The sequence below is a fragment of the Flavobacterium sp. TN-1 genome (genome assembly GCF_052828645.1).
Window position 1 is genome coordinate 1,779,611 of the sequence record NZ_CM128253.1, and the last position, 20,684, is coordinate 1,800,294.

Annotated in this window: 15 protein-coding genes; 14 read left to right on the forward strand and 1 reads right to left on the reverse strand. The window is 29.9% G+C overall.

Annotated features, from left to right (window positions below; translation table 11 throughout):
* The first annotated feature begins 5 nt into the window (after window positions 1-5).
* The 14 genes from asnB to ACUXZJ_RS07790 all read left to right on the forward strand — a co-directional run bounded on the left by asnB (window position 6) and on the right by ACUXZJ_RS07790 (window position 19,708).
* Window positions 6-1,898 carry an asparagine synthase (glutamine-hydrolyzing) gene (gene asnB / locus ACUXZJ_RS07725; protein WP_446194640.1) on the forward strand — a complete coding sequence of 631 codons (1,893 nt, stop codon included), beginning with the start codon at window positions 6-8 and terminating at the stop codon, window positions 1,896-1,898.
* Between the two features lie 112 nt (window positions 1,899-2,010).
* Window positions 2,011-3,012, forward strand: a complete 1,002-nt coding sequence (locus ACUXZJ_RS07730; protein ID WP_446194642.1) for a hypothetical protein — start codon at window positions 2,011-2,013, stop codon at window positions 3,010-3,012.
* On the forward strand, window positions 3,013-4,164 hold the full coding sequence (locus tag ACUXZJ_RS07735; protein ID WP_446194644.1) for a glycosyltransferase family 4 protein: 1,152 nt from the start codon (window positions 3,013-3,015) through the stop codon (window positions 4,162-4,164).
* Window positions 4,157-4,759, forward strand: coding sequence for a sugar transferase (locus tag ACUXZJ_RS07740; protein WP_060383106.1), 603 nt, complete (start codon window positions 4,157-4,159; stop codon window positions 4,757-4,759). Before ACUXZJ_RS07735 ends, ACUXZJ_RS07740 begins: the two co-directional genes overlap by 8 nt.
* A complete protein-coding gene (locus ACUXZJ_RS07745) occupies window positions 4,749-5,366 on the forward strand; it encodes an acetyltransferase (protein WP_201025131.1) in 618 nt (205 codons plus the stop codon). Before ACUXZJ_RS07740 ends, ACUXZJ_RS07745 begins: the two co-directional genes overlap by 11 nt.
* Window positions 5,359-6,486, forward strand: coding sequence for an aminotransferase class I/II-fold pyridoxal phosphate-dependent enzyme (locus ACUXZJ_RS07750; protein ID WP_060383105.1), 1,128 nt, complete (start codon window positions 5,359-5,361; stop codon window positions 6,484-6,486). The genes ACUXZJ_RS07745 and ACUXZJ_RS07750 overlap by 8 nt, the downstream gene beginning before the upstream one ends.
* Window positions 6,487-6,530: 44 nt before the next feature.
* Window positions 6,531-8,480: a polysaccharide biosynthesis protein gene (locus tag ACUXZJ_RS07755; protein ID WP_060383104.1), complete on the forward strand. Its 1,950-nt coding sequence runs from the start codon at window positions 6,531-6,533 to the stop codon at window positions 8,478-8,480.
* Window positions 8,481-8,483: 3 nt separating this feature from the next.
* Window positions 8,484-9,260, forward strand: a complete 777-nt coding sequence (locus ACUXZJ_RS07760) for a polysaccharide biosynthesis/export family protein (protein WP_060383103.1) — start codon at window positions 8,484-8,486, stop codon at window positions 9,258-9,260.
* Window positions 9,261-9,267: 7 nt separating this feature from the next.
* On the forward strand, window positions 9,268-11,637 hold the full coding sequence (locus ACUXZJ_RS07765) for a GumC family protein (RefSeq protein WP_446194648.1): 2,370 nt from the start codon (window positions 9,268-9,270) through the stop codon (window positions 11,635-11,637).
* 545 nt (window positions 11,638-12,182) lie between these two features.
* Complete coding sequence (locus ACUXZJ_RS07770; protein WP_063743768.1) at window positions 12,183-14,474, forward strand: TonB-dependent siderophore receptor; 2,292 nt, start codon at window positions 12,183-12,185, stop codon at window positions 14,472-14,474.
* A 92-nt stretch (window positions 14,475-14,566) separates the two neighbouring features.
* Window positions 14,567-16,045: an ankyrin repeat domain-containing protein gene (locus tag ACUXZJ_RS07775; RefSeq protein ID WP_446194649.1), complete on the forward strand. Its 1,479-nt coding sequence runs from the start codon at window positions 14,567-14,569 to the stop codon at window positions 16,043-16,045.
* Between the two features lie 3 nt (window positions 16,046-16,048).
* On the forward strand, window positions 16,049-16,525 hold the full coding sequence (locus ACUXZJ_RS07780) for a DUF2271 domain-containing protein (RefSeq protein ID WP_014166601.1): 477 nt from the start codon (window positions 16,049-16,051) through the stop codon (window positions 16,523-16,525).
* 7 nt (window positions 16,526-16,532) lie between these two features.
* Window positions 16,533-18,728: a PepSY domain-containing protein gene (locus tag ACUXZJ_RS07785; protein ID WP_446194650.1), complete on the forward strand. Its 2,196-nt coding sequence runs from the start codon at window positions 16,533-16,535 to the stop codon at window positions 18,726-18,728.
* Window positions 18,728-19,708 (forward strand): FAD:protein FMN transferase, encoded by a 981-nt coding sequence (locus ACUXZJ_RS07790; protein WP_077226005.1) that lies wholly within the window; start codon window positions 18,728-18,730, stop codon window positions 19,706-19,708. The genes ACUXZJ_RS07785 and ACUXZJ_RS07790 overlap by 1 nt, the downstream gene beginning before the upstream one ends.
* A gap of 207 nt (window positions 19,709-19,915) precedes the next feature.
* Here ACUXZJ_RS07790 and lptB read toward each other — a convergent pair whose 3' ends face one another.
* Window positions 19,916-20,656 (reverse strand): LPS export ABC transporter ATP-binding protein, encoded by a 741-nt coding sequence (gene lptB, locus ACUXZJ_RS07795; RefSeq protein ID WP_014166604.1) that lies wholly within the window; start codon window positions 20,654-20,656, stop codon window positions 19,916-19,918.
* Window positions 20,657-20,684 lie beyond the last annotated feature (28 nt).

Below are 20,684 nucleotides of genomic sequence, written 5' to 3' on the forward strand. Positions count from 1 at the left end.
CAGTTATGTGCGGAATAAATGGTTTTGTAATACAATCTATAAATGAACAAGCAGCTATGAATAAGTTAGGGAATATGAATGCTCTTATACATCATAGAGGACCTGATCAAAATGGTTTTTTTGTTAAGTCTTTAGAAAATTGTACCCTTGGTTTTGCCATGCAACGATTATCAATTATCGACTTGTCATCAGGTAAACAGCCTATATCTAGTACAGATGGTAATTATACCATTGTGTTTAATGGCGAAATTTATAATTATCGTGTACTAAAACAACAACTCTTAGATTTAGGGTATCAGTTTCAAACCAAATCAGATACCGAAGTTATTTTGAATCTCTATATTCACTACGGTGTAGATGCTTTCAGTATGCTAGATGGTATGTTTGCTTTTAGTATTTACGATAAAATCAGAAATAAAGTATTTATAGCTAGAGATTATTTTGGCGAGAAACCATTATATTATTCACAAACAGATGAAGGTGTGTATTGGGGAAGTGAATTGAAATCAATAGTCAATCAGTTATCTCGTAAACCTGAAATTTCAAAACATGGATTAAATCTTTATTTTCAACTGACTTATATACCTGCCCCTTTTACTATTTATGATGGGATTTCTAAATTAGAAGCCAATAATTATTTGGAAATTAATTTGAGTAATACAAGTTTTTCTATTCATACTATCAAAGAGTCAGTATATGAAAATTACAGCCAGCTATCAAAGTCTGATGCAGTTAAGGTAAATCACGATTTGGTTCAAGAGTCCGTTTTAAGTCGTTCTGAGTCAGAAGTTCCTTTGGGGACATTTTTGTCTGGAGGGGTTGATTCTTCAATTGTTTCTTTATGTTTAGCGCAACAATCAAATATAAAAATTGATACATTTTCGATAGGTTTTGACAAAAAAGAATTTGATGAGTCGGAAAAAGCAACTACTGTTGCCAATTTAATAGGTAGTAACCATCATAAATTTGTTATTTCTGAGAAAGACTTGATGCAAGATGTAAATCGAATTCTTTTGAATTTTGATGAGCCTTTTGCTGATTCTTCTGCTTTGCCTACTTTTTTAGTAGCACATAAAACACGTCAAAAAGTAACCGTTGCCTTAACAGGTGATGGCGGTGACGAAGTATATGGGGGATATAATAAATATTATATGGGGAAATTAAACCAAAAGTATACTTCAATAGTACCTAAGAGTGTAAATAACTGGATTAAAACAGGAGTGTCAAAATTTGTAGTTAATAAAGATGATCAACGTGGTTTTGCATTTAAGTTAAATAGGCTTATGAATGCAATGAATTATGAAGGAGATTACTATTATAATATTATTTCTTTAGCATTTCAAAAAAATGAATTAGAGAATTTATTGTATTCCAAATTTCAATATGCAGATGCTTTAAGTTATTACAAAGCTAAAATTACTAAAGAAAATTTAGGACTTACAGAATTTAGAAGTATTGATAGAATGTTGAGTTTGGAAGGGGATATGCTAGTAAAAGTTGATCGAACAACTATGTTATCGTCTTTAGAATCTCGTGCTCCATTTTTGAATAAAAAACTCTGGAATTTTACCTCACAGTTACCCGAACATTACCTTTTGAAAGGATTTGACAAAAAACACCTTTTGAAAGAATCATTTAAACAATATTTTCCTGAAAAATTTCTAGATAAATCTAAAAAAGGCTTCGGAGTACCAGTAGGAGATTGGTTAAGAGGGGTTTTAAAGCCAGAGCTTTTGCGTTATGTTGAAACTAAATTTCTTTTAAAGCAAGATCTTTTTAATGCCGCATATATTCAGGAGTTAGTATCGAATCATCTAAGTGGGAAAAAAGATAATACTTTTAGAGTATGGACTTTTTATTGTTTCCAAAAATGGTATTTTGAGACTTATGATAGCTGATTTTTCTATTGATTTAGTTGTATTGATAGAAGTTCTATTGATTAGTTTATTTCTCAAAAAACTTTATTTCAATATAACTAATAAAAAACAGATTTTTTTTCTTTTTTTTCTAATGTTAGAGCATTTTGTTATAGGTTATTTAGGGTATGAAATTATAATTCAAAATCCTATATCGGATATACAAGGTTATCTGATAGAAGTAACAAATACATCTTCTAAAGATCGATTTAATTTTGTTGGACATAACTTTTTTATACATTTATATCGTTTGCTTTTTAAAATAGGATTTAACTTTGAGTTATTGTATTTGCTCTCTGTTTTTTTGAGTTTTATTCCATTTCTCTTATTGTTTAAACGATATTTTGAATTAGATTCAGGAAAAATACATTGGTTACAGTATACTCTGTTAGTGCCCTCTTTTCATTTTTGGAGCGTCTTGCCAGGTAAAGATTGTGTGGTATTTGTAACGTTAGTATTTATATTTTACAAATTAAAAAAGATGAAATTAAGTTGGAGTATTTTAGTGGCATTATTTTTCTTGTTTTTAGTGCGCCCTTACGTAGGAGTAATAGTATTGTTGTCTTTAGTGTTTGTCTTATTTGAAAAATATAAGAATATAATTGATAAAAAGTTTTGGATTCCAATTGTACTACTTTCTTTTTTTGGAGTAGTCTTTTTTATGACCCAATTTGTAAAATTGGAGTCTCTTAGTATTGAATCGATACTGTTGAAATTCGAAGGATATCAAAATTATGTAGAAAAACACACCGCCTCAAACTATTTAGCAGATCTGGGTTATATAGGGAGGGTGTTGATGTTGTTGTGTTTGCCATTATTTTATAAAGTGAATAATGATTTGCAATATGTAACATCAATTGAAAATGCTTTAATCTTGATTTTTATTATGTATTTCTTTTTTAAAAAAATCTACAACCGGACTAGCAATTGGTTAGAATTAGATGTTAAATTTGCACTTTATACATCAATTTTGATATTTCTGTTTCTAAGTACTTATATTTATAATTTGGGGTTAGCTTCCAGAATGCGATTAATGTTTTATCCTCTGTTCTTTTATGTCATGGCGCAGAGTCTAAAAAATGATAAACTAAACTGAATGGTAAAGAAAAAAATAGTTAGGATAACTACAGTTCCTATCTCTCTAGAAAAACTTTTAACGGGGCAGTTGACCTATATGAGTCAATATTATGATGTAGTAGCTATTTCGTCTGAGAATGAGAATTTAGAAAAATTAGGTAAGGAAAATCAAGTGGCTATTTTTTGTTTAAATCTTACTCGTAAAATTACACCAATACAAGACACAATAGCAATTTTTAGATTGATTGTTTTTCTATTGAAAAATAAACCAGAAATTGTACATACCCATACACCTAAAGCGGGTATGGTGGGTATGATAGCGTCAAAAATTGCTGGAGTGCCTCATAGGTTGCATACAGTTGCTGGACTTCCGTTGATGGAAGCAGTAGGAGTAAAAAGAAAAATTTTAAATCTAGTAGAAAAATTAACTTACGTTTGTGCTACTAAAGTCTATCCAAACTCGAAAGGACTTGAAAAATTTATTTTGGAAAATAATTTTGCGCCAAAAGAAAAGATTAAAATTATAGGAAATGGGAGTTCAAATGGAATCAATACAGCATTTTTTGCACCTGAACAAATTTCTGAAGAAGAAACCTTAAAGTTAAAAGCACAGTTAGATATTGCAAAAGATGATTTTGTTTTTATTTTTGTGGGGAGGTTAGTAAAAGATAAAGGAATTAATGAGTTGATTACTGCCTTTACCAATTTGAATTTAAGTAAAACAAAGTTATTGTTAGTAGGGGCGTTGGAATCTGATTTAGATCCTCTATTGCCTGAAACGTTAACTGAAATTGAAGAAAATATAAATATTATAAATGTAGGCTACCAATCCGATGTTAGACCCTACTTTAAGGTTGCTAATGTATTGGTTTTCCCTAGTTATCGTGAAGGTTTTCCGAATGTAGTGATGCAAGCTGGTGCTATGGAATTACCCGCTATTGTTTCTAATATTAATGGCTGTAACGAAATCATTGAAGAAGGAAAAAATGGTTTGATTATTCCAGTGAAGAATAGTAAAGCAATTGAAGAAGCAATGAGAAAAGTATACCAAGAAAAAAGTTTGTTTGATCAACTTAAATCAAATGCTCGTCAGATGATAGTTTCAAGATATGAGCAAAAAATAATTTGGGAAGCGATCCGAAATGAATATGAAAATTTAGAACATGTATAATTTTTTTTTAAAGAGATTGTTAGATTTCTTAGCAACACTCATAGGAATTGTAATTCTAAGTCCTTTTTTTGTCCTTGTTTTTGTTGGCTTGTTTATTGCAAATAAAGGGAATGTGTTTTTCGTGCAACCAAGACCAGGGAAAAATGGAAAAGTCTTTAAAATATATAAATTTAAAACAATGACGGATGAACGCGATGAGAATGGTATACTTTTGCCAGATGCGGATCGATTAACTATTATAGGTAATCTAGTAAGAAAAACATCATTAGATGAAATACCTCAATTGTTTAATGTTTTAAAAGGAGATATGAGTCTAATTGGTCCAAGACCATTATTAACTCAATACCTACATTTGTATAATGATTTTCAGAACAGAAGACATGAGGTTAAACCAGGAATTACTGGTTGGGCTCAAGTAAATGGACGTAATGCTATATCATGGGATCAGAAATTTCAATATGATGTTTGGTATGTTGATAATATTTCGTTTTTAGTTGATATGAAAATTTTATTTTTGACATTTTTGAAAGTAATTAAAAAAGAAGGGATAAATGCCGTTGACTCGGCTACAATAGAACCATTTAATGGACAATAAGATAATATTATACGGAGCTAGTGGGCATTGTAAAGTAATAATAGATATTTTATTTGAAAACAAAATTCAAATAAAAACTATTATTGATGATGTGGAAAAATTAAAAACTATTTTTGATTTTCCAATTATTAATTCTAAAAAATTTAAATTTCATCCTTTTGATAACTGCATAATAGCTATTGGTAATAATTTAACGAGAAAAAAAATTGTCAATACTCTAAATGTTAACTTTGTTATCGCTATTCATCCAAAAGCTATAATATCTAAATTTTCTAGTGTAGATGAAGGGACGGTTATAATGGCTGGTGTAGTTTTAAATGCTCATGTAAAGGTTGGTAAACATTGTATTATAAATACTTCTGCATCTGTTGATCATGATTGTTGGATTGAAAATTATGCGCATATCTCACCAAATGCTTCACTGGCAGGAAATGTTTTTGTAGGAGAAGGAAGTCATATTGGTATTGGCGCTACCATTATACAAGGGATAAAAATAGGGAAATGGTCAACTATTGGTGCTGGAGCAGTTATCATAGAGGATGTGCCAGATTATGCTGTTGTTGTAGGAAATCCCGGAAAAGTAATAAAATATAATTCAAATGAATAATACAAAAATATGGCTTTCTTCTCCTCATATGGGAGGGAATGAGCAAAAGTATGTTAATGAAGCTTTTGAAACCAATTGGGTAGCACCACTAGGGCCTAATGTGAATGGTTTTGAGCAAGACTTAGAAAGATACTTAGGTGAAAATTTAAGCGTTGCTGCCTTAAGTTCAGGAACAGCCGCTTTACATTTAGCTTTAATTCTTTTAGATATTAAAGCAGGTGATGAAGTAATTTGTCAGAGTATGACATTTTCGGCTTCAGCAAACCCTATTGTGTACCAAGGGGCAATTCCTATTTTTGTGGATAGTGAATCAGAAACGTGGAATATGTGTCCAATTGCTTTAGAAGAAGCTATAAAAGATAGAATTTCTAAAGGGAAAAAACCAAAAGCAATAATAGCGGTTCATCTATATGGGATGCCATACAAGCACGATCAAATAAAAGCAATTTCTCAAAAATATCAAATTCCTGTTGTAGAAGATAGTGCAGAAGCATTAGGAAGTTCCTATAAAAAACAAAAATGTGGAACATTAGGAGATATTAGTATACTTTCTTTTAATGGTAATAAAATTATTACAACCTCTGGTGGGGGAGCACTGGTAACAAATGATGTGAATATTAAACAAAAAGCAGTGTTTCTTTCAACTCAAGCTCGTGATGATGCACCTCATTATCAGCATAGTCATATAGGTTATAATTATAGAATGAGCAATATATGTGCAGGTATAGGACGTGGACAAATGGAGGTTTTAAACAAACATGTTGAGTTAAGGAGAGATATGAATCAGTTGTATAAAACATTTTTTGTAAATATTCCGAATATAATTGTTTTAACTGAGCCAACGGATTATTTTTATTCAAATCACTGGTTAAGTGCAGTTGTATTAGAGTCTTATGAACAAAGAGAAGCACTCCGTTTAGCATTTGAAAAAGCAAATATTGAAACAAGACCACTCTGGAAGCCTATGCACCTTCAGCCAGTATTTAAAACATACCCTTATTACGGAGCGAGAATATCAGAGGATTTATTTGAAAGAGGTTTATGTTTGCCTTCAGGTTCTAATTTGACAGAAAGTGAAAAAGAGAGAATTCTCTCGGAACTTCAATTATTTTTTCAGTAATTTGTAGCCCGAAAAAACTAAATTAAAATAATGTTCTTAAAGAAGTGAGAGAGTACTTAAATAAAAAAATTAATAATAAAATTCTGTCTAAAATTGACTTAAATAATGTAGGTTATTTACCTAGATGGTCTGTTCTTTTTCTAGATATTCTAGTAATTAGTTTTGCTACGGCATTAACCTATTATTTATTTAAAGGAATTAATCTTAAATTTATAACAACGCAATACGAAGGAATTAAAATTCCCTTATATTTTTTCGTTAATATTTTCTTCTTTTGGATATTCAAAACGTATTCAGGTATAATTAGGCATTCTTCTATAGTAGATGCTGTTAAAATTTTTTTTGCACAATTTTTTGCTTTTTCATCATTAGTAATAATAGATGCTTTTAGTAAAACTTTTTTTTCCGTAGATTTATATTTTACGACTGCCTTGTTAGTAAACTCTTTTATAGTTTTTTGTTTACTTTTTTTTTATAGAGTTTTTGTAAAAAAAGTATTTGAAATATATTTTTCTAATATTTTAGTAGGGAAACAAGAAATATTACTCATTTATGGTTCAGATGCAAACGCCATAGCTGTTGCAAATGCTTTATTGTCAGAAATACCTAAAAGATTTCATATTAAAGGTTTTATAGATAGATATGAATCTAATGATTCTAAAAGAGCTTTGGGATTACCTGTATTCTCTATAAGAGAAAATATAGTAGATTTATTGAAAGAAAATAATGTTTCAGGTTTAGTTATTGCTGATAAGAGTTTAACAAGAGAAGAAGAGATTCAAATAGTAGAAGAATGCCTAGAAGTAGGTGTTAAAGTTTTTACGGTACCTCTTGTTACAGATTGGGAGAATCAAAAAGAAATTTCAAAGAAAATTAAGAATTTTGAGATAGAAGATTTATTAGATAGGAAGCCAATAGTTTTAAATAATAAAGCGATTTCTAGTACACATACCAATAAAACAGTTTTAATAACAGGAGCCGCTGGTTCTATAGGAAGTGAAATTGTTAGACAAGTAATAGCCTTTAGACCTACTATATTGTTATTGATAGATCAAGCTGAAAGTCCTTTACATAATTTATTAATAGAATTAGATAAGTATGATACCTCCTCCATAGAAATTATAACAAAAGTTGCAGATATCAGAGATAAACAGCGTTTAGATATTCTTTTTAAAAAATATTTGCCTGATATTATTTATCATGCCGCGGCTTATAAGCATGTTCCCTTGATGGAAGAAAATCCGTCACAAGCAATCTTTGTTAATGTAATGGGAACTAGTAATCTGGCTGATTTAGCCGTTCAATACAAAGTAGAACGATTTGTAATGGTTTCAACAGATAAGGCCGTAAACCCAAGTAATGTGATGGGGGCAAGTAAACGAATTGCAGAAAAATACGTTCAGTCACTACACTTTGAATTATTAAAAAATAATATCAAAAGTACAAAATTCATTACAACTCGTTTTGGTAATGTTTTAGGATCTAATGGTTCTGTAGTACCATTGTTTACAAAGCAAATTTCTGAAGGAGGACCAGTAACCATTACTCATAAAGATATAATTCGATATTTTATGACTATTCCTGAAGCCTGTCAACTTGTATTGGAAGCTGGAACTATGGGAAATGGAGGGGAAATCTATATATTTGACATGGGAAAACCTGTTAAAATTTACAGTCTAGCAGAAAAAATGATACGTTTAGCAGGTTTAATTCCAAATGTAGATATTCAGATAAAAGAAATAGGGCTAAGGCCAGGTGAAAAATTGTACGAAGAATTACTAAAAGATGACTCAAAAACCTTGCCTACTCACCACGAAAAAATATTAGTGGCTCAAGATATGATAGAAGACTATAAATGTGTAAAAGAAAATATTAAATTATTGATTGATACTACATTTAATTATTCTAATAATGATATAGTAGGATATATGAAAATGATCGTGCCAGAATTTAAAAGTTTAAATTCAGATTATGAAATTTTAGATAAAAATTGATATATGAGAGGTAAAATTTATTTAATTATTTTTGGAATAATTTCTTTTTTTGTATTAGGATGCTCGCAGCAAAAGAAGATAGCATATTATTCGGATTTGTCTAGTAATTCGAATTTTGAAAATGTAGTTTTTTTTGAACCTAAAATACAACCTGATGACTTATTATTAATTACGGTTTCTGCACCAGATCCTGAGGCAGCAGCTCCATTTAGTTTAGAAAGTACAATGGCACCAAATGTTGGTAATCAAAGTGCGCCTGGTCAGAGACAGCAGCAATTATATTTGGTGGATCAAAAAAATCAAATAGAATTTCCAATTATAGGAACTTTAACTTTTGGAGGATTAAAAAAAGAAGAGGCAATTAATTTGTTGAAAAATAAATTAAAAGCATATATAAAGAATCCTATTGTAAATGTTCGTATAATGAATTTTAAAGTAAGCGTTATAGGAGAGGTCGCAAAGCCAGGAACTTTTAACGTAGTTAGTGAGCGTATTACCTTGCCTGAAGCATTAAGTTTAGCGGGTGATTTGACTATATATGGGAAAAGAGAAAATGTTTTATTAATAAGAGAAAATGAAGGGAAGAAAACATATCATAGAATTGATTTGACGAAGTCTGATTTTATGAATTCGCCCTATTATTATTTAAAACAGAATGATTTAATTTATATAGAACCTAATAAAGCAAGAGCTAACGCGTCTACATTTAATCAAAATATACCCGTTTGGATTTCATTGAGTTCTGTTCTTATATCACTAGTACTATTGTTTAAAAAATAATGATAAAATGCAAAATAAATTCATGTCCCAAGAAGAAAATATTAGTGAAATAAATATAAAGGAGATACTAAATAAATTTTTGAGAAATTGGTATTGGTTTGTTGTACTGGTTATACTGTCACTATCCCTAGCAAAAGTTTATTTACGTTATGCAACATCCATATACAAGGCATCTACTACGGTATTAATAAAAGATAAAGAATCAGGAGGTTTGGCATCTGAGCTTTCTGTTTTGGAGGACATCAGTAGTTTTGGAGGAGCTAAAAATAAGATTGATGATGAAATTGAAATTTTAAAATCTAGAAATATTGTAAAAAAGACCTTGCTCTCTGGCGGTTTTAATATAAATTATTATGCTGTTGGAAGGATTAAAACTACTGATATTTATGGAAAAAGTCCTATAAAGATTTTCTTTGAAAATAAAGAAAAGTCGGATTTAGATACAACTCTTGTAGTATCGTTGAAAGGAACTCATAAATTTTTATTATACAATCAAAATAAAGATTTAATAGGAGAGTATCGTTATAATCAGATTGTAAAATCTGTAGAATTAGGTAATTTTATTATAGAAAAATTACCTGTTTACACCAATGACGGAAAATTAAGAAATTATGATCAAGGGGTATATCAGATAAGTATTAAAAATATAGATAGAGAAACTAGTATAGTTCAAAAGAAATTATTGGTTGAACCACTCAATAAAAAAACAAATGTAGTGGAAATAACATTTACAGATCCAGTGCCTCAAAGAGCCATTGATTTCTTAGATAAGCTAGTAGTAAACTATAATCAGGACGCTATCATTGATAAGAATTTAATATCAGAAAAAACGGCAAAATTTATTAATGATCGTTTAGCTATCGTTACAGAAGAACTACAAGGAGTTGAAAAAAATATAGAAAAATATAAAAAAAATAACGATCTGACTGATATTTCTGCTGAAGTAGAATTAGATTTGAAAACAGAATCTGCATTTAATGCAGAGCAAGTTTCTGTTGGGACTCAGCTTACTGTAATAAATATGATGATCGCTCAATTGAAGAGCGATAAGATAGATGTCCTACCTATAAATTTAATTCCTTCTGATAATGCGTCAGCGGCTGGTTTAATCAATGAGTTTAATTTGTTAGTAATTGAACGCAATAGATTATTAAAAAGTGCAACATCTGATAATCCGAATATAGAAAAATTAAATGATCGTATTTTAACTCTAAAAGGTTCTATAGCTCAAAGTTTATCAAAACAAAAATCAGCTCTAGAATTTAAAAATAGCGATTTACTAGGAGAACGCAATTCATTAAATTCAAAACTAAATAAAATTCCAAAGTTAGAAAGAGAATATAGAGGTATATTTCGTCAACAACAAATAAAAGAAGAGTTATATTTATATTTGTTTAAAAAGAGAGAAGAAACAGCAATTACTTTAGCAGCTACAGCACCTAATTCTAAAATAATAGATAAAGCTTATGCTTTAGAGAATCCTATTTCACCAAAACCCTTAATTATTTATTTTGTTGCAATTTTAGTTGGTTTATTAATTCCGTTTATAATCATTTATTTAAAAGATTTATTAAACACAAAGGTTCAAACAAAAGCAGATTTAGATAAATTAGGGATACCGTTTCTTGGGGATGTGCCTCATTCCGATTCGCACGAAGAAATTATTCAATTAGAAAGTCGTTCAAGTGCAGCTGAAGCTATGCGTATTGTACGAACCAATCTTGAATTTATTTTAAATTCAAAATTAGAAACCAATGCTAAAACTATTTTCTTAACTTCTACTTTACCTGCTGAAGGGAAAACTTTTATAACAGTAAATCTTGCAGGGACTATAGCACTAACAGGAAAGAAGGTTTTGTTAGTAGGATTAGATATTAGAAATCCCCGTTTAGACGATTATTTACAATTACCTAATAGAGGAGTTACTAATTATCTTACAACTATTGATCAAAAAATAGAAGATTATATAGTTAAACTACCTAATTATGATTCTTTTGATGTTCTCCCAGCAGGTGTCATTCCTCCTAATCCTGCAGAACTATTAATGAGTCAAAAGTTAGAAAAGATGTTTGACTATCTAAAAGAAAAATATGATTATGTAGTAGTTGACACAGCTCCAGTAAGTCTAGTAACAGATACTTTACTTATTGCTAAAAATGCAGATGTTTTTATATATGTAGTAAGAGCTAAATATTTAGAGAAAGAATTACTAAAAATTCCAAGTTCTATTTATAAAGAAGGTAAATTACCAAATATGTCTATGGTGCTAAATGATACTGATGTTATAAACGGATACGGATACGGATACGGATACGGCCAGGAAGTAAAAGAAAAAACTTTTTGGGAAAAATTTAGAGATTTCTTTATTATAAGATAAAGAACTAAATTCTGAAAATTTAAAAATAAAGAAATGAATTAAAAATTTATCTGATATATTATTTTAAGAGGCTATCCTAAAAAGTTTAGGATAGCCTTTTTTTGTGAAAATTTAATATCGTTTATATTTTAAATTGAATGAAAATTATAAAGAAAGCTAAAATTAGACTTATGTGTTATGCTTAATGATGAAGATGAAAAGAATAAAAAATATGAGAATTTTTCAAAAAATCTAATTTTACATTGAGGATAAAAAACATTCTTTTTTAGATTTAAAATTATTTTATCTGAAACAAATTTCTATTTCATAGTTTGGATTTACCACTCTTTAAATGTTTCATATTTTTTTAGTCTTACTTTAAAATATTTAGAATAATTATAGAAAATCTGATAATATTAAATTTTAGAAGTACCAAATACTTGATTACTTGATAACATAGTTAAGTTGTTTAAGTTTTATTTAGAATAATTAAAAATAATTTTCTTTTTTAAAATTCTAATCATATATTTGCAATCCAAAAACAATTTAAAATTAGTCTAAATAAAATGAAGTTATATTGGTTAGGATGTTTATTATTCTTGTCAGGGCAAAGTTTTGGTCAAGATAAGTTTCAAGGAGAAATAGAAAATACCGTTGAAAATGATACGGTTAGAAAAAAAAGATATTCGTTAAAAGAAATAGAAATAAGACAACATAAACAAAAAAAGTTTGTTTCTACCGTTCGTACTGGGTTAAAACCTTTTGATAACCCTCAGAGCTTACAATCTATTGCAGGAGAAGTGATTTCTCAACAACAATCAGTTCGTTTGAGCGATGTAGTAAAAAATGCAAATGGTGTTTATGTAGGCTCAGCACGTGGTGGAGCACAAGAATCCTTTTGGTCAAGAGGTTATGATATGGGTACGAATAATATTTTTAAAAATGGTTTTCGTCAAAATGGAGGGTCAATGCCTGAGGTGATTTCATTAGAAAAAGTAGAATTTTTAAAAGGAAATAGTGCCTTGTTATATGGAAATGTAGCACCAGGAGGAATTTTAAATTTAGTAACCAAAACCCCTTTGTTTGAAAGAGGAGGAGAGCTATCTTTTCAAACAGGAAGTTATGATTTTTACAAACCTGTAATTGATTTTTATGGGCCTCTTAGTAAATCAATTGCTTACCGAGTAGTGAGTAGTTTTGAAAAATCAAAAAGTTTTAGAGATGTAGTAAATAGAGAACGTTATTATATTAATCCTTCTTTTCTATTTAAGGCAACTCAAAAAACAGATATACTTCTTCAAATGGATTATTTACACGATAATTGGACACCTGATTTTGGAACGGGTGCTTTTGGGAAAACTATTCTTGATGTTCCTATTAGTCGCTATTTAGGTGCTAATTGGTCTAACGGACAAACACGCCAAGGATCATTATCCGCTCTTTTAAAACATCAGATTAATGATTCTTGGAAGTTTATTGCAAATATGTCATTTCAAAACTATTCAAGACAATTTGAAGGAACAGACAGAATTCAACCTTCTAACATAACGGGTGATTTAACTAGAAAATTAGGTAAGAACAAAAATGTTGAAACACTATTAGGACAACAATTAGGATTACAAGGAAGTTTTAAAACTTTTGGTTTCAAGCATGAACTATTTACAGGAATAGATGGAGAAACTAGTTATACGGATAGTTATTCCTATTTGTTTTATACAAAACAAAAAGATGGTAAATTTATTGCTATAACAGATTATGATAAGATCAATATTTTTGATCCTATTACATTTTCAAACGAAAAAGGATCACAAGAAAATTATAATTCAGTACTAACAAAGAATCAAGGAAAACGTTTTGGCTTTTTTGCTCAAGATTTAATATCTATTCATGAAAAATTAAAAGTACTTGCTGGTTTACGTTGGTCATGGCAAGAAGTTCAAAGTACTGTATATAATGCCAAAATTGATGGTGGAAATAATACAAGTCCTAAAGGACAAACTCCTTTTGTGCTTAATCATGAAGCAGATAAAGATAATACACCAATTGAAGGCGCTATACAAGTAGATAAAGCATTTTCTCCTAAATTTGGTTTGGTCTTTCAACCAATGCAATCAATAGCAATTTTTGGAAGTTATTCAAATTCATTCACTACCAACACAGGTGTTGATATTTATAACAATCCTATAAAACCTTCTATTATAAATCAATATGAAGCAGGGGTAAAAACAGAATTTTTTAAAGGTAATTTAACAACAGGAGTAACTGTTTATAGCATTGAAAATAATAATTTAGTCCAAATGGCAGCTACAACCTTAGATGGTAAAGCCAATTCTAATTCGAATATCAAAGAATTATCAGGTAAAACAAGAAGCAAAGGAATTGAATTAGATGTTACCATAACACCTATTGAAGGATTTAAAATTAATGCAGGTTATAGTTATAACGATATGCGTTTTGTGAAAACATCTGGATTAGTAGGTAGTTCAGTAGAAGGGGATCGTTTGGCTCGTACACCTGATCAAACAGCTAATTTAAGTTTCTTTTATACAGTACAAAACGGATTTTTCAAAAATCTTTCAATAGGAGCCATAAGTAACTATATAGGAAATCGTATAGGTGGTTGGAATAACCGTTATGCAAAAGATAAAAATGGAACAGTATTTATAGAAGAACGTGAGATTCCAGTTAGTGGTTATGCAGTTGCGGATGCAACCCTAGGATATACTTATAAAAATATAAGTTTATTATGTAAATTGTCTAATGTGGCTAATACTTTAAATTATACAGTACATGAAAATTACAGTATTAATCCAATACCGCCAAGACAATTTATGGCAACACTAAAATATCAATTTTAAAAGGTTTTGTTTTTGTGAAAGGCAAATAGTATAGTTTTAAAACTATACTTTTGCCTTTATATTTTTTTATTACTTATACATAAAAGTTAGAAATGAAAAGAATACATGTAATAATAGCAATACTATTTAATATAGTGTCAATTGCCCAACAAAAAAATACATTATTAGATGGAAATTTTTGGAAAAAAAATCCAAATCTAACCACCGTTCAAGCTGAAATAGCCAAAGGTAATAATGCTTCAGAGCTAAACTCTTTCGCTTTTGATCCCGTTACATTAGCTATTAATAATGATGTATCAAATGAAATAATTTACTATTTATTGGAACAAAAAGGAAATGAAATAAATAAACTCACACATGATGAAAGAACTTATTTGCATTGGGCTGCTGCTAAAGGAAATATAGAATTAGTACAAAATCTTATAAATAAAGGAGCTAATATCAATCACGAAGATTCTCATAATACGACACCTTTGGCTTATGCTTTGGCTAGTGGTAATGCTAAAAAAGAATTAATAGAAATCTTTTTTAAAGCAGGTTTAGACCCTAAAAAGTTATATAAAGATAAAGCAACCCTATTAATGTTAGCTGTGCCTTATGATAAAGATTTGTCCGTTACACAATTTTTAGAAACAAAAGGATTAAGTGTAAAAGATCAAGATGCCTTAGGAAAAACAGTTTTTGATTATGCTGCCAGAACCGGTAATATAACTAATTTAAAAAAACTTATTGAAAAAGGAAGTAAATGGACTCCTAATGCCTTATTAATGGCCGCTGAAGCTACTCGACGATCTGCTAATTCCTTAGAAATATTTCAATATCTTATTGACGATTTAAAATTAAAACCAACTGTTACGACTGCAAATGGAGAAACCATTCTTCACCTGATAGCTAAGAAGCAAAATCAAGTCCCAATTGCTCAATATTTTTTACAAAAAGGTGTTTTAATAAACGCAATAGATAACGAAGGAAATACCGCTTTACATAAAGTAGCAGGAACGCGTGATTTAGCATTTGTGAATTTTTTATTAGAAAAAGGAGTTGACGTAAGTAGAACCAATAATAAGGGGGAATCTGCCTTAATGCAAGCCGTTAAATCAGGCTTAGTAGAAACAATGAATACACTAGTAAATAAAGGAGCTACTATTGATTTGTTGGATAAAGACGGACAAGGTTTAGCCTACCATTTAGTGCAAAATTATAGAGCACCTAAAAACGGGAACGATGATTTTCTAGATAAACTAAAATGGTTAAAAGAAAAAGGAATAGATCTAAAAAAACCTTTAAGAAAAGGAGATACGCTCTACCATCTTGCCGTAATAAAAAATGATTTAGAATATTTAAAAAAGTTAGAAGGTTTTGAAATAAATATAAATGTTAAAAATGAAGCAGGATTAACCGCTTTACATAAAGCAGCCATGGTAGCTAAAGATGAAAATATAATAAACTATTTACTTACTCTAGGAGCTGATAAAAAGGCAAAAACAGATTTAGATGAAACAGCCTATTCATTAGCCCAAGAAAATGAAGTATTAGCTAAAAAACAAATAAATTTAGATTTTTTAAAATAAGAGATGAATAAGTACACAAAATATTTAGGACTGATTGTTTTTTCATTGTTTTTTAATAGCATAACAGCTCAAACCTCTAAATACAAATGTATGTTGCAAATGACAAACTATGTAGGAGAAGGAGCTTATATTGTAGTATCATTAATCAATCCAAAAGGGCAATATGAGAAAACATTATATGTAATGGGAGATGACAAAAAATGGTATAAAGACATCAAAGAATGGTATAAATTTTATAGCAAAAAAAATAAAGTAGATGCAAAAACAGGAGCTTCCGTAGCAGGAGGCGATAGAAGTGTAACCGTTTTAGAAATAGAAGACTCTAAAATAAATACAGGGTATAAAATTCGTTTCGAATCAGCTGTAGAAAATCAAAAATATCATATTACAGATGCAGAATTTCCATTAACCACAGAAACTTTATTAAATAAAGTAGAAGGAAAAGGATATATTCGTTTTGTTAAATTAAATAAATTATAAATAGGCAATGACCTTATCTATTTGGCGATTGGCTCATTTTGCCTTGGCTCTTATAGCTTCTCTATTTTTAGTACTAGCTTCTGTAACGGGAGGAATTTTAGCAATAGATACCATAAATCAAGAAATTCCATCCTATAAAGTTGATAATTTTAAGGAAATCAAACTTGCAAAAGTTATAACCCCTCTGAAAAAAGAGTTCATCGAAGTAGCAGAACTAACCGTTTCTCCTAGCCAGTATGTAATAATAAAAGGATTAGATACAGATGCTAATGAAGTAGAAGCTATTATTAACCCTAATACGGGTAAAATAATAGGAACTCCTAAAAAACACACACAATGGATCAAATGGGTAACTTCTTTACACCGATCGCTTTTTTTGCATAAAACAGGGCGAATTATTCTAGGAATCAATGCCTTTCTTCTGGCTGTTATAACCAGTACGGGAATTGCTTTATTGCTAAAACGCCAAAATGGCTTCGTAGGTCTTATAAAAAAAATTAAAAAAGATCATTGGTCTTCCTATCTTCATGTATTACTAAGTAGATGGATGGCTATCCCTATTTTGATTATGGCCCTAACAGGAGCTTTTTTAACACTATATAATTTTAAAATTTTAGAGAAAGATTCTTTACTAAATCATAAGGAAATTGTTTCTCAAAAACCGCTTTCTCAAAAAAAAATAGAAGATTTTCCCATTTTTAAAAAGGTTTTATTATCAGATGTTCAAAAGTTAGAATTTCCGTTTGCAGACGAAGTAGAAGAACACTTTACACTAAATTTAAAAGATCGAGTAATCTTAATCAATCAATGGAATGGAGAGATATTGAGTGAAGTTCCAATATCAAAATGGGTGAGGTTAGAAAACCTCAGTTTAGATCTACATACAGGAAGAGGATCTATTCTTTGGTCGTCCGTATTATTACTTAGCGTATTCAGTATTTTGGTTTTTATTGTTTCAGGATTTGTGATTTCATATAAACGGTTACGTCATAGACAGACCAATAGTTATACTTTAGAGGAGGGTGAATTAATCCTATTAGTTGGATCAGAAAACGGGAGTACGATGAAGTTTGCCAATGCCATTCATAATCAGTTTTTACAACAAGGAATCAAATCCTTTGTTGGATCTATGAATCAGTATCAAACAGCACCCAATGCACATACCATTTTATTTTTAACCTCCACTTACGGTGATGGTAATGCACCTGCTAATGCCAGTCGTTTTGAAGGATTAATTCAAAAATACAAACAATTACATACCATACAAACAGCCGTAGTAGGATTTGGTTCCTCCCAATATCCTGATTTTTGTGGATATGCTAAACAAGTAGAAACACTATTAAAAAAACAATCTTGGAATCAAAAAATAATTGATTTACACACAATAGATGATCAATCTATGAACGATTGGCTACACTGGATATCAAATTGGAATAAGACTACTACCATTCAATTAAGTAATTTAGAAACGACGTATTTAGATAAGAACAAAAAGAAAACCCTGTTTAAAGTGATTTCTAAAAGCCAAGTGGAAGGAAATTGCTCTAATTTTATACTGGTATTAGAACCTCAAAAAACAATAAAAGTAAGTTCAGGTGATTTGCTAGCTATAGAGCTAGGACATTCTCAAAAAGAGCGTTTATATTCTATCGGTAAGCTTGGAGATACAATACAACTCATGATAAAACTACATCCCAGAGGATTAGGATCTAATTATCTCTATCAATTAGAAGAAGGACAAACGCTAAAAGGAACTATTGTAAAAAATGTTAAATTTAATCGACCTAAAAATAAGAAAGTAGTGATGATTGCTAATGGTACTGGTATTGCTCCCTTTTTAGGAATGATAGCAGAAGCTACATCAAAGCAATCCCTATATTTATATGCAGGGTTTAGAGCAAAAAGTTCTTTTGTACAAAAAATAGAAGCTCAGATAAAAGTGTTTAAAAAAGAAGGTAGATTACAAGATTTTAAATTAGCCTTGTCTAGAGAAGGAAATCAATCTTATGTTACAGATTTAGTAAATCGCGATTTAGATTTTATTTTTCAGATATTAGAGGAAGAAGGAGTGTTGATGATTTGTGGATCTTTAGCCATGCAAAAAGACATAGAAACCTTGTTAGAGAATTATGCTTTAAGAAATGATACTAAAAAAATAGATTTTTACAAATCAAAAGAACAAATTTTAATAGATTGTTATTAATGAAAATACTAGTCTTGATTCTACTTTTTCCCTTTTTGCAGTATGCACAGGTACAACGTTATAGAACTGTTACACTTATGGGAAGCCGATTTGATATTACCATAGTAGAAAAAGATAGCATTTTGGCTGAAAAAAGAATTGATGAAGCCATAACTGAAATAGATCGCATAGAAAATCTGATTTCAGAATGGAAACCTACTACACAAATTTCACAAGTTAATCAATATGCAGGTGTACAACCTGTAAAAGTAGATAATGAAATAATACAACTCACAAAGTCAGGATTGTATTTTTCTAAAATAACAGAAGGAGCTTTTGACATTAGTATAGTAGCAATGGATAAAATATGGAAATTTGATGGTTCTATGACTGCTATGCCTACAGAAATTGCTATAAAAAAATCTATAGAAAAAGTAAATTATAAAAACATCGTAATAGATACAGTAAAATCTACTATTTTTTTAAAAGAAAAAGGGATGAAGATTGGTTTTGGTTCTATAGGAAAAGGCTATGCGGCTGATCGGGTACGTACCCTCTTAGAGACAAAAGGAGTTTTGGGAGGAATTATTAACGCATCAGGTGATTTGACTACTTGGGGAAAACAAGCTAACGGAAAACGATGGAGCATAGGAATTACCAATCCTTTTGGAAAAGAAGAATTTGTAGATATCGTGAAATTAGGACGATATGCTGTAACCACTTCAGGAAGCTATGAAAAATATGTAGAAATAAATGGAAAAAAATATTCCCATATTATTAATCCTAAAACAGGTTATCCAAGCCAAGGTATTTGTAGTGCGACTGTTTTTGGTCCTAGTGCAGAAATTGCCAATGGTTTTAGTACTTCTATAATGGTTTTGGGACTAAAAGAAGGAGCCAAGTTATTAGCTAATTATCCAGCTTATTCTTATGTTTTAGTTACAGATAAAGGGAGGATCATAAAATCTAAGAATTTTAAGAAAAGCAAAAAAAATATTTAGAATGTATAAGTCTAAATGTTTGGATTATACTTATGATTAACCAAAAAATAACTTTGTAATAAATATTAACCTAGTTTTATGTTAATATTCTACCTACATTAATATTTTCATATTGGTTTTATTTTGAGACTGAAAAGAACCCAGAAGAAAAATAGATCAAGAACTTAAAAAAAATATTTTTTTAAGTTCTTGATCGTAGTATTTGTATTAAAATTCTAATTTTTTTCTTCTCAATTCAAAATTTTGTCCTAGATATACACGACGTACCATTTCATCTTCTACTAATTCTTCAGGAACTCCAGCTTTTAGAATACCTCCTTCGAACATTAGATATGTTTTGTCTGTAATAGCAAGAGTTTCTTGTACGTTATGATCTGTAATTAAAATACCGATGTTTTTATTTTTAAGTTTCGCTACAATACGTTGAATGTCTTCTACAGCCACAGGGTCAACACCCGCAAAAGGTTCATCTAATAAAATGAATTTAGGATCAGTAGCTAAACATCGTGCTATTTCTGTACGACGACGCTCACCACCCGATAGTAAGTCCCCTCGGTTTGTACGGATATGATTTAATGAGAACTCCTCAATAAGAGCTTCCATCTTTTCTTCTTGTTGATCCTTAGTAAGATTAGTCAATTGTAAGACGCTCATTATATTATCTTCAATACTCATCTTTCTAAAAACAGAAGCTTCTTGAGCAAGATAGCCAATACCGTTTTGAGCTCTTTTGTACATAGGGAAATCCGTAATGTCCATGTCATCTAGGTAAATATTTCCCGAATTAGGTTTTACTAAGCCTACAATCATATAAAAGGAAGTTGTTTTTCCAGCCCCATTAGGACCTAAAAGTCCAACTATTTCACCTTGATTAACTTCAACAGATATCCCTTTTACAACGGATCTCTTTTTGTATGTTTTGACTAAATTATCTGCTCTTAATACCATGTTTTAAATTTGAAAATTTGAAAAATTT

Excerpts from the sequence above, each read along its gene's own strand:
- ACUXZJ_RS07770 (WP_063743768.1), top strand. The coding sequence starts at position 12,183 with ATGAAGTTATATTGGTTAGGATGTTTATTATTCTTGTCAGGGCAAAGT.
- ACUXZJ_RS07745 (WP_201025131.1), top strand. The coding sequence starts at position 4,749 with ATGGACAATAAGATAATATTATACGGAGCTAGTGGGCATTGTAAAGTA.
- ACUXZJ_RS07790 (WP_077226005.1), top strand. The coding sequence starts at position 18,728 with ATGAAAATACTAGTCTTGATTCTACTTTTTCCCTTTTTGCAGTATGCA.
- lptB (WP_014166604.1), bottom strand. The coding sequence starts at position 20,656 with ATGGTATTAAGAGCAGATAATTTAGTCAAAACATACAAAAAGAGATCC.
- asnB (WP_446194640.1), top strand. The coding sequence starts at position 6 with ATGTGCGGAATAAATGGTTTTGTAATACAATCTATAAATGAACAAGCA.
- ACUXZJ_RS07780 (WP_014166601.1), top strand. The coding sequence starts at position 16,049 with ATGAATAAGTACACAAAATATTTAGGACTGATTGTTTTTTCATTGTTT.
- ACUXZJ_RS07730 (WP_446194642.1), top strand. The coding sequence starts at position 2,011 with ATGTTAGAGCATTTTGTTATAGGTTATTTAGGGTATGAAATTATAATT.
- ACUXZJ_RS07775 (WP_446194649.1), top strand. The coding sequence starts at position 14,567 with ATGAAAAGAATACATGTAATAATAGCAATACTATTTAATATAGTGTCA.
- ACUXZJ_RS07765 (WP_446194648.1), top strand. The coding sequence starts at position 9,268 with ATGCAAAATAAATTCATGTCCCAAGAAGAAAATATTAGTGAAATAAAT.
- ACUXZJ_RS07785 (WP_446194650.1), top strand. The coding sequence starts at position 16,533 with ATGACCTTATCTATTTGGCGATTGGCTCATTTTGCCTTGGCTCTTATA.
- ACUXZJ_RS07735 (WP_446194644.1), top strand. The coding sequence starts at position 3,013 with ATGGTAAAGAAAAAAATAGTTAGGATAACTACAGTTCCTATCTCTCTA.
- ACUXZJ_RS07760 (WP_060383103.1), top strand. The coding sequence starts at position 8,484 with ATGAGAGGTAAAATTTATTTAATTATTTTTGGAATAATTTCTTTTTTT.
- ACUXZJ_RS07750 (WP_060383105.1), top strand. The coding sequence starts at position 5,359 with ATGAATAATACAAAAATATGGCTTTCTTCTCCTCATATGGGAGGGAAT.
- ACUXZJ_RS07740 (WP_060383106.1), top strand. The coding sequence starts at position 4,157 with ATGTATAATTTTTTTTTAAAGAGATTGTTAGATTTCTTAGCAACACTC.